Here is a 16456-nt window from a genome sequence, read left to right as displayed (position 1 = left end):
ACTCCGTGTTTATTTATCTTGCGATAAACTATAAACGTAGGCAGTTAACAGGTGAATTTTGTCTTCACCTAAAATATCTTTCCATGCTGGCATTACACCGGCGCGGCCATGGTTAAGTGTTTCTTCAACTGCGCGTTGAGAGCCACCGTACAACCAAATGTTATCCGTTAGGTTAGGCGCACCAAACGGTAAGTTATGTGCTACAGAGCCCTTACCATCAGCACCGTGACAAGCGGCACACATTGCAAACTTGGCGGCACCTGCGGCTGCATCCTTTTGGTTCACAGTACGACCAGATAAGCTAAGTACGTGCGCTGTCATTTCTTTAACGCCTTGCTCACCCAGTGCTGCACTCCAAGAAGGCATTGCTGCTACACGACCATAAAGAAGCGTTTCTTTAATTTTGTCTGGTGAGCCACCGTATAACCAGTCTTTATCAGTTAGGTTAGGGAAGCCAGTTGCACCACGTGCATCTGAACCATGACATTGTGCACAATTTTGCGAGAATAAACGCTGACCAATTTCAAGTGCTAACTGACCGTCTGTTTGCTCATGCTTTTCGCCATTTTCAAGAGCCACTTGCTGCGCTGCATCACCTTCAAATTTAGAGTTAACTAAATCTAAAACGGGTACTTGTGCAAGCTTGTTGAAAATAGGGCCAAAGCGCTCTTGTGCTGCTTCGTATTCTTTATCAAGTTTTACATAGCGGCCTTCTTCTTTTGCTTTAGCCGTGGCTTCTTTAGATTCAGCTAAAGAGGTAATACCTTGGTTAGAGCTTGTCCATTTACCTAAGCCTTCCCAGTTACCTAAACCTGGGTAAGCAGCTAAGTAATATACCGACCAAATAAATGTTGCGAAGAACATGTACGTCCACCATTTTGGTAGTGGATTATTTAGTTCGGTAATGCCGTCATATTCATGTCCGCAGTCTTCACCTTCTTTTACGCCTGCATAGTTTTTAAGGTTCCAAACTAATAGGCTAAAAATGATGATTAAGCAGGCTAGGGTTAATACAATAACCCAAATACTCCAAAAGCTAGTCATTTTTCAGACTCCTTTTCCTCGTTAGAGAGTGTGTTGTTATGTTTTTTTTCATCTTCAAAAATGGCATTAGCAGCGTCATCAAAACGGTTTTTGCTACGCTTGCTGTATGCCCATACAACAATCACAATAAACAATACTAAAATTACCAGAGTCAAAATGCCTCTGTATGTTCCGTAATCCATAATAATTACTTCAAGTGGGTGCCAAGTTGCTGTAAATACGCGATTAGGGCTTGCATTTCTGTTGCGCCTTCGCCGTTATTCATAGCGTTAACTTTATCAACATCTGCTTGTAGCTCTTCGTCGCTGCCATAACCTAAACCCGGGTGTTTAGGGTTTTCTGGGTTAATAGCAAAAGTATCACGGAAAATTTGTAGTTTTTTCAGAGTCAGGCTGGTATCAACCTTTGTCTCTGCTAACCAAGGAAAGCCTGGCATGTTCGACTCAGGAACCACGGCACGTGGGTCAACTAAGTGTGCATAATGCCAATCGTCCGAGTAACGGTTACCTACACGAGCAAGGTCAGGACCAGTACGTTTTGAACCCCATTGGAAAGGGTGATCCCATACTGATTCGCCCGCTACAGAGTAGTGACCGTAACGCTCAACTTCATCACGAAAAGGACGAATCATTTGTGAGTGACAGTTGTAACAACCTTCACGTACATAAATGTCACGGCCTTCCATTTCAAGCGCGTTAAGTGGGCGTAAACCTTCAACAGGTTTGGTTGTATCGTCTTGGAACATTAGCGGAGTAATTTCAACTAACGCACCAAAACTAATAGCAAAAACAGTCAAGATAGCCATTAGGCCAACGTTCTTTTCTACTATTTCATGTTTGTTTTGTGAATTTTTATTGCTCATCATCTCACTCCGTTATGCTAATTGTGCTTGCGCGTCTAACTTCAGAGATTCTTTCTCAGCTGAAATTGTACGCAGAACGTTGTAAGCCATAACTAACATACCTGTAACGATGAATACACCGCCTACAAAGCGCATAATATAGAATGGGTGTGATGCTTCTAAAGACTGAACAAAGCTATACATCAATGTACCGTCAGAGTTAACTGCACGCCACATTAGGCCTTGCATAACACCTGAGATCCACATTGCAACAATGTAAAGTACAACACCTACAGTGTGTAACCAGAAGTGGGTGTTAACCAATTTAACGCTGTACATACGACCTTGTGCGAATAACGCAGGAATAAGGTGGTAGATAGCACCAATTGAAATCATTGCAACCCAACCAAGTGCACCTGAGTGTACGTGGCCAATAGTCCAATCTGTGTAGTGAGATAATGCATTTACAGATTTAATCGCCATCATTGGGCCTTCAAACGTAGACATACCGTAGAAAGACAATGAAACAACTAAGAAACGAAGTACTGGGTCGGTGCGAAGCTTATGCCATGCGCCAGAAAGCGTCATAATACCGTTAATCATACCACCCCAAGATGGAACGAATAAGATAATAGACATAACCATACCTAAACTTTGCGTCCAATCAGGAAGCGCTGTGTAGTGAAGGTGGTGAGGACCAGCCCAAATGTAAAGAGAAATAAGTGCCCAAAAGTGAACAACCGATAAACGGTAAGAGTAAACAGGGCGACCAGCTTGTTTTGGTACAAAGTAGTACATCATACCTAAGAAACCAGCTGTTAGTAGGAAACCTACAGCGTTATGACCGTACCACCACTGAACCATAGCATCTACAGCACCCGCGTAGATTGAGTATGATTTAGTTAACGACACAGGCACTGCCATGCTGTTTACAATGTGAAGCACTGCAACAGTAATAATAAAGCCAGCGTAAAACCAGTTTGCAACGTATATGTGCGATACTTTACGTTTGATCAGCGTACCAAAAAATACAACTGCGTAAACTATCCACACTACCGCGATTAAAATATCAATTGGCCACTCAAGCTCTGCATATTCTTTAGAGCTAGTAATACCCAATGGGAGTGTTATTACGGCTAATACAATAACAAGCTGCCAACCCCAAAAAGAGAAAGCGGCGAGTTTGTCTGAGAAAAGGCGCGTTTGACAAGTACGTTGAACGACATAATAAGACGTCGCGAAAAGTGCACTGGTACCAAATGCGAAAATTACTGCGTTCGTATGTAACGGACGTAGTCGAGAGTATGTTAACCATGGTGTATCAAAGTTAAGTGCTGGCCAAGCTAATTGGGCAGCAATCAGAACCCCAATACTCATGCCAACGATGCCCCAAATCACTGTCATAATAGCGAATTGGCGTACAACTTTATAGTTATACTCAGTTTGTGATGCTACTGTTTGGCTCATTTTCTGGCTTCCGCTGCAATAAATGCGTTTAGAAATGAATTACCCACCGTTTAAAGTGGGGCCTACTATTTTCCTCAAGCGTATTACCTAAAACGTTCAAAGCCTGAATGCTTCAGAAAACAAACTCGAGAAACCCTTATTTTTTGCGGGTGAAATGATAAATTTTTTGGCCTAAAAAAGATAGGTCAATTACATAAAATTATGACATCAATCAAAGTTTGTGAGTTTGTTGTTTATTTTTTGATACAGATTGTACCTATATTAACCAAACATCACACTGGCTATTGTTATTTCAAAGCATGCTAATTAAGATTTGTTTTTATTTAGCGCGGATTTGTTATGCATATATATAGATTTACTTTGTTTTTTATTCTGTTTTTTGTATTAACAGGTTGTGACAATGCCAACCAAACAGATCAAAAAGCGCTGCTAAAAACAAATTGCGACCCAAATCAGCACTGTATTTACAACACCGGTGTTAAAGTATGGTTAAGTGATAAAAACATTACCCCCGAAACCCCCTTTAGTATTTACCTTGATTTACCCGCCCACCTAAAAATAGATAACGCTAAGCTTGAAAGTATAACTATGTATATGGGTTTTATTCCGCAAAAGTTCACTAAAGAAGCAACTATTTATAAAAGTGACACTATGGTGGGGATATGCTCAGAGCAAAATATGTTGTGGCAACTTGTGCTTAATTTAAGCAACATTCAAACTGGCGAGTCAATCACCCATTTTTATAATTTTTACGTAACGTATTAAATAGGCATTATTTTTACACTTTTATTTTAAAGCATAGCAAGTAATAAAATACCCTATTAAATAACGTGCTTTTAGAGCTTACTTAGTTACATAACCTGTTTTATGTTGTGTAATTGTACCTGAAAAGCGAAAACCATCTACCTAGCCTTTCATAAGTCTCACTCATTTAAACAATTACGCTTGTTCCAATCAAACGTTGAAGCCTCGCTGAACAAAAATATGACCCAAAAAAGCCAAACAAATAGCTTAATCAGACTATTTAATCAGTAAATTTGCATATTTATGGTTAGTAAATTTATTACACCTTTACGGTTTTACTAATGCGCTGTGATTAATATGTTAATTTTTCTAAAAAGGGGATATTTATAGGTTGATTACATTTGATTACAATCTGAATAACTTTGATTTCAGGTGTGTTTTTATTGGTTGGGGAGTTGTTTAAGTTATTGGTTGAAATCTGTTTTTTTTAATTAACACTGAAACAATCAATAACCTTTGTACCTTTTATGGTTATTCTTTTTTGCTGTTGTATATACGTTCACCTGTCGTTAAGTTTTTGTTCAGTTAACTGAGCCTAAGTTGCCCCCCTGACTCACAATTCTTATAAAAAGTGAGCATTACCAATCAAGGTAAATTTCCAACAAGTAGGGTTTATTCATGAAAAAATCAACTCTTGGTTTAGCTGTAATCGCAGCAATCCCAATGTTCTCAAGTATGCAAGTAGTAGCGGCCGAAGATGGCGCAAACGCTATTGAAAAAATTCAAGTAACGGGTTCTCGCATTAAGCGCGCAGATATGGAAACCGCTAGCCCAGTTACTTTAATCGGTGCAGATGACATTGCTGCAACCGGCGCAGTTTCGGTTGATTCCGTATTACAAAAAATGACTGCTACGGGTGGTGCAATGACCAACCCGGGTATTAACAATGGTTCTGGTGGTAATGCTTCTATTGATTTACGTGGTTTAGGTTCACAACGTACACTAGTACTTGTAAATGGCCGTCGTATGATCAACTCAGGTACTGGTGCTGCTTCGACTGTTGATTTAAACACTATCCCAGTGTCTATGATTAAGCACATTGAAGTACTTAAAGATGGTGCATCTGCAGTATACGGTACTGATGCGGTTGCAGGTGTTGTAAACATCATCTTAAAAGATGACTTTGAAGGTTTAGATTTAAACGTTAAATCTGCAATCACTACTGAAGGTGATGCTGATGAAACGTCTTTCGATATCACTATGGGTGGTAGCTTTGGCCGTGGTAACGTTGTAATTGGTCTTCAATACACTGACCGTGGTGACGCTTCTCAAGCAGACCGTAGCTTCTCAGACTGTCCTTTAACTGAAGATGGCGACGGCAGTGCACCTTACTGTTCTGGTTCTTCATACACGCCAAATGGTCACGTATGGTCAGGTGATGAATCACTACAAGGTCAAGCAGACAACGGCTGGCATGACTTTGGTTCTGATGATGCGTACAACTACTCATCAGACAGCTACCTATACACGCCTATGCGTCGTTTAAACCTTACAGGTATTGGTAGCTTCGATCTTACTGATGACACACGTTTATACTCTGAGTTTACTTACTCTAAGCGTTGGTCTGAGCAACAAATGGCACCACAACCAGTATGGTTTGACTTTGATTATACTGAAGAAATGGGTAACTCGTTAACTAACAACAACATCAACTACGGTGATGAAGTATCTTACGGTCGTCGTATGACAGACACAGGTACTCGTGATTTTTCACAAGTTGTTGATACTGTACGTACAGTTGTTGGTGCGGCTGGTTACTTAGATAGCGGTTACGATTGGGATGTGTCTGTAATTTTCGGTCGTAATGACTCTGTAGACCGTTTAAGCAACCTACACAACATGGGTTCTATCCAAGATGATATTGAAGCGGGTGACTTTAACCCTCTTTTGCAACGTTCTTGGTCTGCTGAGAACTTAAGCGACTACGTTTACACAGAGCAAAATTCAGGTGGTAGCCAATTACTAATGTTCACTGCTTCATTAGCGGGTGAAGTAATGGAACTTCCTGCAGGTTACGTAGGGTTTGCAGCGGGCGTTGAGCGCCGTGAAGAAAAAGCATGGTACATCCCAGATTCAATCACGTCCCAAGGTCTTGCAAACGACCCACGTGTTGAACCTACAAGCGGTCGTTTTGACGTAAATGAAGCGTACTTAGAGCTTGCAATTCCTTTAGTTAGCGATGCGTTCTTAGCGCAAAACGTTGAACTAAGCACTGCAATCCGTGCTTTCGATTACAGCACATTCGGCTCTGACGAAACATGGAAATTGGGTTTAACTTGGCGTGTAAACGACGAAGTAATGCTTCGTGGTGTTCGCTCTACAGCATTCCGTGCACCTACAGTAGCTGAGCTTTACTCTGGTAATTCACCGTCTTTCGAACAAGTTAGCTTCGAAGGTGCACAAGACCAGGCAGAAGTAACAGTAGGTGGTAATGACCAATTAACGCCTGAAGAAGCTGATACGCTAACAGCAGGTATTGTGTACGAGCCAGAGTGGTTTGAAGGTTTCTCAATGACGTTAGATTACTACGACATTGAAATTGAAAATGCTATTGCTACCGTTAACAACCAATACATTGTTGATTCATGTCTAGCATCAGATGGTTCATTAGCTAATCAAGGTACTGCGTTATGTAGCTCAGCTGCGCTATCGTTTAACCAAAGCACTGGCCGTATTGCTTTTAATAACCAACTTCAAAACGTAGGTTACGAGCAAACTAAAGGTTACGATTTAAACTTAAACTACACATTTGATGCAGCGGGTCTTGCATGGAATACATCATTAGATGTTACTTACCTAGACGAGTACCTAGTAGACGTTGTTGAATCAAGCATTGATTACGCTGGTTTAATTACTTCTGGCATCGGTGGTTATGCAGATGTTAAAGCTAACTTTGAGCTAACTGTCAAAGGCGATGCTTGGAATGCAAACTACAAAGCGCGCTACATTGCAGGAATGGATAGCTACAGCTGTCAAAGCGATGTTTCATCATGTTATGCGCCTACAACGCCTTCAGTTGTATACCATGACATAAGCGGTGCTTACATCTTTAATGAGACTGTGTCTGTATCTGCTGGTGTAAATAACTTATTTGATAAGCAACCTCCTTACTACACTGGTAATAACGACTCTAACACTGACCCGTACACATACGATGTATTAGGTCGCCGTGTATTTGCTGGTGTAAACGTTAAGTTTTAATTAGCACATTAATCGTATTAAGGCTCAGTGTTTACTGGGCCTTTTTTATTGAACAAAACAAAGGAGACAAGTACACTTAAATACATTATTAGAAGGAGAACTGATTGTTAAAACAAGACGAAAATTTATCTTTTGTCATAGAACCAGAGCTAACCCCTCGCTCTGAGCAACGTATCGACTTGTACTTTTCTATTCCCAACGAAATGGGTATCAACGCGCAAACCCTCAGTGAAGAGTCTTATTTTAATAACCACTTTAAATCGCACTTAGCTTATAACGCTAAAAACATACACTTACCTTTAGTGCGTAGCCGCTTTGTTAGTAAAAACAAAGGTGAGCAGCAAGATTACCGTCAAAACCTTAATTTGTACTGCTATCAGGTTCGTTTAGCGCTCGATGCTGATATTAAAGATGCGTTAAAAATTCAAGAGGTAGAGGCTTTTTACGCCCGCGCACAAGAGCTGTTTGAACAAAGTGAAGGGCTGCTAAAAAAGCTGCGCAGGTATACCCCTGATGATGAAAAGCTAGTCCCGTTTTACACCAATGCGGATAACTATTTAAGTTGGCATGTTGAGCAGTCGTTTTTAAAACTACTAGATGAAGGCCCACGCAGTAGTGACTTTGCTAAAGAGCGCAACGATTTACTGCAATTTTGTAAAAGCGAAAATACATATCGGTTTGAGCAAAATTACAACTCAGAAACCACGCTACAAGATGGTAACCGCATTACTAATAAAATGCGTTTACTGCAGCGCCTTATAGAGCACGGCGTTATTTTGCATCGCAATACGCGTTATTTAAATAGTTACTTAAAGCGTTTAGTGAAAGGCACAGTAACAGCGGTTATTATGGCATTTGTGATGGTGGTTATACTAAATGCACGTTCAACCTTTACCGAAGTTACCGCCACGCTTATTTTAATATTAGGGGTTATTTACGGGCTACGTGAAATATTTAAAGAAGATATTACGCGGGTAATTTGGCGTGCTATTGTGCGGGGGCGCCCCAAATGGCGCTTTGTATTTAAAAACAGCATCACGAAAGACCGGGTGGCAAGCCAGTTTGTTTGGCTTGAATACATGCGTTTTAAAAAAATCCCCAGCGAAGTAAAAACAATCTTTTCAAAACGGCGTCAGCAAAACAAATTAGCCGCGCAGTGGCTTCATTTTGCTAGTGAAACACGTGTTTCGGCTAAAGAATTTTTACCTGGCTACGACACGCTACAGCAAAGTATGCGTTTTAATTTGGCACCTTTTGCACGGTATTTAAAACGCGGCGAGGGCAAGCTGTATCATTTAGATGGCAATAAAATATCAAAGCAAGCGGTTGAAAGACGATACCAGTTAAATTTGGTGATGGTATTAAAAGACGAGGAAAGAACCTTATATCAACGTTACAAAATCACGCTTAATCGCAGTAAAATAGTTAATATTGAACTTATTTACTCTAAAAAATAAAAAGGGATAGCACGGCTATCCCATAGAGTTATGTAAACTAAGCTAATACAGCGCAGTGTTACTTTGTAATACCATGCTTTGAATAAATCGTTACTTTGTCTGAAACAAGTGTGATTTCGATGTTTTTAGACTCATCACCCCAAACACAGTTAGTATGCAGTGTTTTTTCTACGCAGTTATCAGCAGAGCCTAAAATCGCTTCTACCTCGGCTCTATCCATGCCAACTTCAATTTTTTCGTAGTTTTCTAGGCTTACTTTTGAACAAGCTACCAAGCTTAGCGCTGCTGCGATGATCAGGAATTTTTTCATTGTTATGTCCTATTGATTTAGTGTTTATACTTACGTATTTGTACAATCATGCCCATACGAGGATGATCGAAGTAATGGATTTCGCCACTAATGACACGTTTAAATTGTGAAAAGCGGGCTGATTCAATATCCCCATTAGGTAGTTTTTCGTTTACGTCAAACTCTGCCGTTATGTACAGGTAGTGGCGTAAATGTATTTTAAATAAACCATCTAACTCCCAATAGCTTAGGGGTTGATCAGAGGTATCAAACAGCTGTGGTTTACTTTGAACAAGGCTAATAAAGTCGGGGTTTGCATAATTTGGCGTGGTGTTAACATCGCGCTTTATATGCTCCCCAGAAATTAAGTGTACGCTTGGCGCTCGCGATTTACTTACCCCTTCAAAGCGCCAGCCGGTATGTAGTAGCGGGTCTAAACCTTTGCGGTCAAGCTCTCGGCGCTGAGCGTTAAATTGTAATTGCTCGGGTGCCAGTAGGTAAGGCTCATCCATTGTGTCTTGCGGCGGTGCCAATGGCGTAACGGGCAACTCGTCGTAACTTTGCATAAAGTCGATACTGTTATCACATACACCCGATTGCGGGTTGGCATTAACTAAAGAGTCGGTAAAGGTGCGTTTTTGAAAGCGACTATCGCCATCTATACATGCCTGCATTGCTTGCTCTGTGTATAAAGGGGTCAGTAACTCTAAGGTATTTTTCGCCTTAATGGGCTCGTGCTTTAAGCTAAAGTCTTCTTGTAAATAGGGGGCAGGGCGCTGTTTAAATATCAGCACTTCTACTTCAAACCAACGTTCTGCAATTGCGGTGCTGCTAAATAAGCAACATAACACGATAAGCGATTTTTTTAGCAACATTAATGGCTAACCTTTTTTTCGAAATCTGCAATCATTGCAGTGACCATTTTTAAGCGTTCACGAGGGTTTACCTCATTAATTGCAAAGCGCAATTTATTTGCGCCATCCATTTTGTACACATGGGGTGCACTTTGTATCAAGCCTATGATGAAGCTAGGATTAACCTTGGTATTTTGGCTAAATTCAAAGTAACCCCCTTTAGGGTTTGCCTCTATTTTTGTAATGCCTAAATCGCTTGCACGCATTTTTAGTTGCTGCATACTAAATAGGTTTTTAGTGGCATCAGGTAATAAGCCAAAACGGTCTATTAGCTCTACTTGTAATTCGTCCATATCGGCAAGGTTAGCACAACTTGCTATGCGCTTGTACATACCTAAACGCGCATTAACATCGTGTATGTAATCATCAGGTAATAAGGCAGGGAGTTTTAAATCAACTTCAGTTTGCTGCTGAAGCAGGTTTTCAAGCGTTGGCTCTTTGCCATTTTTAAGGGCATTAACTGCCTGCTCTAGCATTTCCATATACAAACTAAAGCCAATGGTTTGCATTTGCCCTGATTGATCGTCGCCTAATAGTTCACCCGCACCACGTATTTCTAAATCATGTGTAGCAAGGGCAAAACCTGCGCCTAAATCTTCCAACGACTCAATTGCTTGTAAGCGTTTGGTGGCATCTTTAGAAAGTGCTTTAGCATCGCCGGTTAAAAGGTATGCGTACGCTTGATGGTGGCTACGTCCTACACGCCCACGTAATTGGTGTAACTGAGCAAGGCCAAGTTTATCGGCTCTGTCCATAATAATGGTATTTGCAGTAGGTACATCAATACCGGTTTCAATAATGGTGGTACATACCAGTACGTTGTACTTTTGATGGTAAAAGTCCGTCATTATTTGCTCAAGCTCTTGCTCGCGCATTTGCCCGTGCGCAGAGGTAACACTTGCCTCTGGCACCCATTCGCTAATCTCTTGCGATACGCGCTCAATGGTTTCTACATTGTTATGTAAAAAGTAAACTTGGCCGCCGCGTTTTATTTCACGCAGTATGGCTTCGCGTATTAAGTCGCTGTCGCGTTGGCGTACAAAGGTTTTAACCGCTAAACGCTTAGCAGGCGGGGTGGCAATAATCGATAAATCGCGCATACCGCTCATTGCCATGTTTAACGTACGCGGAATAGGCGTGGCGGTAAGCGTTAATATATCTACATCAGCACGTAGTGACTTTATTTTCTCTTTTTGTCGCACACCAAAACGGTGTTCTTCATCAACAATCAGTAAACCTAAATCACTAAATTTAATATCTTGTTGTATGAGTTTATGAGTACCAATGACGATATCGAGCTTACCATCAGCCATTTTTTCTAGGGTATCTTTTTGCTCTTTAGTTGAGTTAAAGCGCGAAAGCACACCCACCTCGATAGGAAAATCGGCAAAGCGGTCTTTAAAGTTTTCATAGTGTTGCTGAGCAAGTAGGGTTGTAGGTACTAACACGGCTACTTGTTTATTATCGTTAACCGCTACAAATGCGGCGCGCATAGCCACTTCTGTTTTACCAAAGCCTACATCACCACATACTAAACGGTCCATAGCGAGCTTAGATTGCATATCGCCAAGCACGGCTTCGATTGCGTTACGTTGATCGTCCGTTTCTTCAAACGGGAAGCTGTCGCTAAATTGGCGGTAGCTTTGGCCATCAAGTGCAAATTTATTACCAGGCTTTGCTTGGCGCTGTGCGTAAATATCTAATAGCTCTGCGGCTACGTCACGTACTTTTTCAGCGGCGCGTTTTTTAGCTTTTTCCCAAGCGTCTGAACCCAGTTTATGCAGTGGGGCGCTTGCTTCTTCACCGCCAGAATAACGGCTTAGCATATGCAGTGCCGATACCGGCACATATAGCTTTGCCTCACCAGCATAGGTGATGGTAACAAACTCAGTGATTACACCAGCGGCGTCAATTGTTTGCAGCCCTTGATATCGGCCCACGCCGTGATCGAGGTGAACAATTGGCTGGCCTTCTTTAAGCTCGGCTAAGTTACGTATGAGCGCATCTTGGCTTGCTTCGTATTTATGTTTACGGCGCCTGCGCTGCGATACTTTAATACCAAGCAGTTCTTGCTCAGTAATTATCGACAGACTCGGCTTACTGCCTAGTACTACACTTTGCTCAAGCGGGCTTACAATTAGCCCTACATCGCTTTGGCTTTGGGTAAACTGAGTTAAATTTTCAAACTCTTTAAATTTTAAGCCACTTGGTTTGAGCACACTTAATAATGATTCGCGTCGGCCATCAGATTCAACACTGAGTAATATGCGGCTTTTTTTCTTTTTTTGCGCTGCAACATATTCTATAAATGCGCCATAGGGTTCGTGTTGTTTGTGATCGATTCTTACCGCTGGCAGCTCGCTTACATTTAAGTTTTTGTTGCCCGCTTTAGTAGGCAACTTAGCTTGTGATAAGCGTATTCGCGCAAACTCACCTAAATTAGAAAACAACTCATTAATAGGCTGATACAACTCGCTGGGCGCAAGCAGTGGACGCAGGGGATCGACTTTACGGTTTTCATAGCGTACGTTTACATCGTGCCAAAAGGTCTCTGCGGCGTGTTCTAAATCACCTAATTGCATAACCGTAGTGGTGTTTGGCAAGTAATCAAAAATGGTTGCAAGCTTTTCAAAAAACAACGGCATGTAGTATTCAATGCCGGCAGGCCACGTACCTTTGCTTACTTGCATATAAACAGAGTCTTGCTCTGAGCTGGCACCAAATTTATCGCGATAATTTATTCTAAAACGCTCAACGTCTGACTCGTTGGTTGGAAATTCATGCGCAGGTAATAACTCAATTTTATCTACCTTTTCATCTGAGCGCTGAGTTTCCACATCAAACAAACGAATTGAGTCTATTTCATCATCAAAAAAGTCGAGTCTAAAAGGATGGACACTGCCCATCGGGTACAAATCAACAATGGAGCCACGTATTGCGTATTCACCGTGTTCCATTACCTGCTGTACATTTAAATACCCTGCTTGTTCTAAATTACTGCGCAGGTGATGGGTGTCGAGCTTATCGCCTATTTTAAAATTAAGGGTAGAGCCATAAATAAACGACGCGGGCGCAGTGCGTAACATTAAGGTAGACACAGGCACTATCAGTACACTTTGCTGCTCGTTCTTTAATGTGTTTAACGTGGCTAAGCGTGCTGAAATAATATCTTGGTGCGGAGAAAAGTGGTCATAGGGTAAGGTTTCCCAATCAGGGAATACCATTACTGGGTTGTCTGGCAATAGGTATTCGAGCTCGGTTTCAAGTCGCAATGCGCTTGGCGTATCTGGTGTAACTATAAGCACTAAATCGTTTTGCTGTTTTACACCTTCTGCAATGGCTATACTTAATGCACTACCAGTTAGCTGCCCCCATTGAATTTTATCTTTTTGAGATTTTACCCACGGCAAGGCTGCCCATTGCTCAAACGCCATTTAGTGCTCCATTTTTTAGTTGGCGCTTGCTCACAAACGCCATGCAGTTATTTAGTCTCGGTAAATTTTTGTTAAGTCTTGATAGTGATCAATTCTGCGGTCGCGTAAATACGGCCATATACGTCTTACGTTTTCTGAGGCTTTTTGATCAAGTTCTACTACTAAAATTTGCTCATCAGTATTGTTTGCCTCTGAGAGCATTTCGCCTTGAGGGCCTGCAATAAACGAGTTACCCCAAAATTGTATACCTTCGCTTTGTCCGCTAGGGTCGTTTTCGTGGCCTACACGGTTGCAGCTGATAACAGGTACGCCGTTGGCAACCGCATGCGCACGCTGGCTTATAACCCACGCGTCTTTTTGGCGTGTTTGTTCATCGCTTTCATCACGGGGATCCCAGCCAATTGCGGTTGGGTAAATTAATACCTCAGCGCCAGCCATAGCCATTAAACGCGCCGCCTCTGGGAACCATTGATCCCAGCACACTAATACACCTAATTTACCTACTGAGGTTTGAATTGGCTCAAAGCCTAGATCGCCAGGGGTAAAGTAAAATTTTTCGTAAAAGCCCGGATCATCAGGAATGTGCATTTTACGGTATTTACCCGCAATGCTGCCGTCTTTTTCAAGTACCACAGCGGTATTGTGATAAAGCCCAGTGGCACGCTTTTCAAACAGTGAAGCCACAATAACAATACCTAGCTCCTTGGCAAGCTCACCCAATGTATTTGAGCTTGGGCCCGGAATTGTTTCGGCTAGGTCAAATACATCCACATCTTCTGTTTGGCAAAAGTACAGACTACGATGTAGCTCTTGTAAAACCACAAGCTGTGCGCCTTGCTTAGCAGCATCACGAATACCAGCAATCGACTTAGCCATATTTTGCTCGGCATTATCACTGTTAGTTTGCTGCACTAGGGCAACGGTTAATTTTGCAGGGCTTGTCATTGTGCTGCTCCAGCTAAAAATCCACGAGGTAATTGCATGGTAATGCAATGTAAGCTACCAAATTGTTCAATAATAGGTAGGCAATTAACGCCAATAATAGTGTGCGTTGGGTACGCTTTTTGAACTTGCGCGAGTGCCAGTGCGTCATTGTCATCGCTATACGTAGGAACTAAAACCGTATTATTGATAATCAAGTAATTTGCGTATGTTGCCGGTAATCGGGTGTTGTCATCATCAAACACCGGTTTTGGCCATGGCAAATCAATTAATGTATATGGGGTATTATTTTGTGTTTTAAAGCTTTGTAGCTGTTTTTCCATCGCATCTAATGCATTAAAGTGCTCATCTTCTTTCGCATCGCACTTAACATATACAAGGGTATTATTTGGCGCAAAGCGTACCAGTGTGTCAATGTGGCTGTCGGTATCATCACCGGCTAGATAGCCATGATCTACCCATAAAAAGTCAGTTGCGCCTAAATGCGTTTTTAAAATTGACTCAATATCGTCTGATGATAAATCTGGGTTGCGGTTTTTGTTCAGTAAACACTCGCTGGTTGTAAGCAGTACACCGTGTTCGTTAATTTCAATACCGCCGCCTTCAAGTACTACATCAAGGGCTTGGTATTGATTAGCTTTATTGCCTAGCTTGTTAACCAGTACGGCGTTAATTTTATTATCCAGGGCACTTTCGAACTTATTACCCCAACCATTAAAGATAAAGTCGTAAATTTTAAGTTGGCGAGGGTCGTTTATATTTGCGCAGGTAATAGGGCCGTGATCACGCGCCCACGTATCGTTTGTTGGTGTAACAACAAAGTGCACTTGGTCTAAGTCTATATTCGCTTTTTTTAGCAAGGCAGTAATGTGGCTTTTAAGTGCCGCGTTATGGGCAACTATAACAAGCTGCTGCACGGCTGTGATATGCGTTGCAAGCTCAACATATACAGGCTCCACGCGTTCAAGCGTATCAGCCCAGTCGGTCTGTGCATGGGGCCAGGTAAGCATAATGGCGTCTTGCTCAGCCCATTCAGGTAAAAGTCTAAAGTTCATGAAGTTTTTATACAAATTACGGTGGCGCTAGTTTAGCATTTTACATGCATATGTCAGCTATTTATCGCTGCTTGAATCATCTTCAATTTGCTCGAGTTCTTGGCGCTTTTTTAGCTGGCGTGTTTGTGCATGTAAGCTGGCTCTTACAACTAATTCTTGGTCTGTGGTTCTTATTGCAGTAAACAGTAATGTGTATTGGTAGTGTTCGCTGTCTTGCTTTTCAACGGCCACCACTTCTGTATAGCAGTAAACGGCTGAGGCTTCGTGGTGCAAAAATAGCTTTGTTCTAAAAGCTTGGCCTATTGCGTATACATCAGTAGAGGTAAAACGAATGCCGCCTCCGCCATAGCTATCACACTGAATAGCATTATCTTGAGCCTGCTCTGAAGCTAAAATGTGGCTCATTATTAAATCAATTTTACGCGACTGAGCCTGTAAAAAAGACGCCAGGTCTTGTGCTAAATCGCCTAAGTTTCTTAAAGGTCTTAATGAGGCTTGTTCAAGTTCACTAACTTCGTTAGCTAGCTTAAATAGAGGAGGTATGTCGTCTTCAAGTGCGAGTTGAGATTGCGGGACTGCCTGGTTTTCTACAGCAAATAAGTTTACCCGAATGCTTTCATTTATTTGAAAGTACTCTTCAAATTCGCTTAATCTTTGACTGTTCATAATTATCTCCACTGCGTATTCATTAAATAGTAGCGTTGTGGGGAGTAAATTGCTAGCAGATAAAAACGTTAAATACTTTGTTTATACGTGGTTTTTAGTAATAAAAAAGCGGCCAATGTCATCCTAACATCAGCCGCTTGGGTATTGATTAATTAGCGCTGGGAGTGCTTATACCAATCCGCAATAATACTTAATCATTTTTAGGGGCTAAACGTGTCGCTACCTTCGTTAAAAAACTCTCATTTAGAACAACTAAATAGCGAATTTTTTGCCTTGCTATCAACACGTTTTTCTATCCTCATATTAGTTCCCTTTCTTATGCGTATTGGTATCAGTCTGTTT

Annotated in this window: 13 protein-coding genes; 3 read left to right on the top strand and 10 right to left on the bottom strand. The window is 41.6% G+C overall.

Features of this window, described 5'->3' with window-relative positions; translation table 11 throughout:
• Positions 1-9: 9 nt before the first annotated feature.
• The 4 genes from ccoP to ccoN are packed head-to-tail and all read right to left on the bottom strand — an operon-like array spanning position 10 to position 3352.
• Positions 10-1044 (bottom strand): cytochrome-c oxidase, cbb3-type subunit III, encoded by a 1035-nt coding sequence (gene ccoP / locus CWC17_RS15090; protein ID WP_054982343.1) that lies wholly within the window; start codon positions 1042-1044, stop codon positions 10-12.
• The gene (locus CWC17_RS15085; protein ID WP_004588824.1) at positions 1041-1226 is read right to left on the bottom strand and encodes a CcoQ/FixQ family Cbb3-type cytochrome c oxidase assembly chaperone; all 186 of its coding nucleotides are present in this window, start codon (positions 1224-1226) and stop codon (positions 1041-1043) included. Before CWC17_RS15085 ends, ccoP begins: the two co-directional genes overlap by 4 nt.
• 5 nt (positions 1227-1231) lie before the next feature.
• Entirely contained in the window at positions 1232-1906 is a 675-nt protein-coding gene (gene ccoO, locus CWC17_RS15080; protein WP_004588825.1) for a cytochrome-c oxidase, cbb3-type subunit II, read from the bottom strand.
• Between the two features lie 12 nt (positions 1907-1918).
• Positions 1919-3352: a cytochrome-c oxidase, cbb3-type subunit I gene (gene ccoN / locus CWC17_RS15075; protein WP_004588826.1), complete on the bottom strand. Its 1434-nt coding sequence runs from the start codon at positions 3350-3352 to the stop codon at positions 1919-1921.
• A 339-nt stretch (positions 3353-3691) separates the two neighbouring features.
• Between ccoN and CWC17_RS15070 the strand changes: the two genes are divergently transcribed.
• The 3 genes from CWC17_RS15070 (at position 3692) to CWC17_RS15060 (ending at position 8814) form a co-directional block, all read left to right on the top strand.
• Positions 3692-4117, top strand: a complete 426-nt coding sequence (locus CWC17_RS15070; RefSeq protein WP_138541207.1) for a hypothetical protein — start codon at positions 3692-3694, stop codon at positions 4115-4117.
• 657 nt (positions 4118-4774) lie between these two features.
• Entirely contained in the window at positions 4775-7357 is a 2583-nt protein-coding gene (locus tag CWC17_RS15065) for a TonB-dependent receptor (protein WP_138613805.1), read from the top strand.
• 104 nt (positions 7358-7461) lie between these two features.
• Positions 7462-8814, top strand: coding sequence for a hypothetical protein (locus CWC17_RS15060; protein ID WP_055018365.1), 1353 nt, complete (start codon positions 7462-7464; stop codon positions 8812-8814).
• 58 nt (positions 8815-8872) lie between these two features.
• On the opposite strand, the gene CWC17_RS15055 is transcribed toward CWC17_RS15060, so the two are convergent.
• From CWC17_RS15055 to CWC17_RS15030, 6 genes are read right to left on the bottom strand one after another with little or no spacing between them, the layout of a single operon-like run.
• A complete protein-coding gene (locus CWC17_RS15055; protein ID WP_138613803.1) occupies positions 8873-9124 on the bottom strand; it encodes a DUF3862 domain-containing protein in 252 nt (83 codons plus the stop codon).
• Positions 9125-9141: 17 nt separating this feature from the next.
• Positions 9142-9978, bottom strand: a complete 837-nt coding sequence (locus CWC17_RS15050; protein WP_138541973.1) for a peptidoglycan binding protein CsiV — start codon at positions 9976-9978, stop codon at positions 9142-9144.
• A complete protein-coding gene (gene mfd, locus CWC17_RS15045; protein WP_138613802.1) occupies positions 9978-13451 on the bottom strand; it encodes a transcription-repair coupling factor in 3474 nt (1157 codons plus the stop codon). The genes CWC17_RS15050 and mfd overlap by 1 nt, the downstream gene beginning before the upstream one ends.
• 51 nt (positions 13452-13502) lie before the next feature.
• A complete protein-coding gene (locus CWC17_RS15040) occupies positions 13503-14396 on the bottom strand; it encodes a carbon-nitrogen hydrolase (protein WP_138541971.1) in 894 nt (297 codons plus the stop codon).
• Entirely contained in the window at positions 14393-15448 is a 1056-nt protein-coding gene (locus CWC17_RS15035; RefSeq protein WP_138613800.1) for an agmatine deiminase family protein, read from the bottom strand. Before CWC17_RS15035 ends, CWC17_RS15040 begins: the two co-directional genes overlap by 4 nt.
• A 57-nt stretch (positions 15449-15505) precedes the next feature.
• Positions 15506-16114, bottom strand: a complete 609-nt coding sequence (locus CWC17_RS15030; RefSeq protein WP_138613798.1) for a PilZ domain-containing protein — start codon at positions 16112-16114, stop codon at positions 15506-15508.
• Positions 16115-16456 lie beyond the last annotated feature (342 nt).

This window comes from Pseudoalteromonas sp. S3785 (genome assembly GCF_005887365.1).
In the GTDB taxonomy this organism is placed as follows: domain Bacteria; phylum Pseudomonadota; class Gammaproteobacteria; order Enterobacterales; family Alteromonadaceae; genus Pseudoalteromonas.
This window is presented reverse-complemented; position numbering and strand designations above follow the sequence as displayed.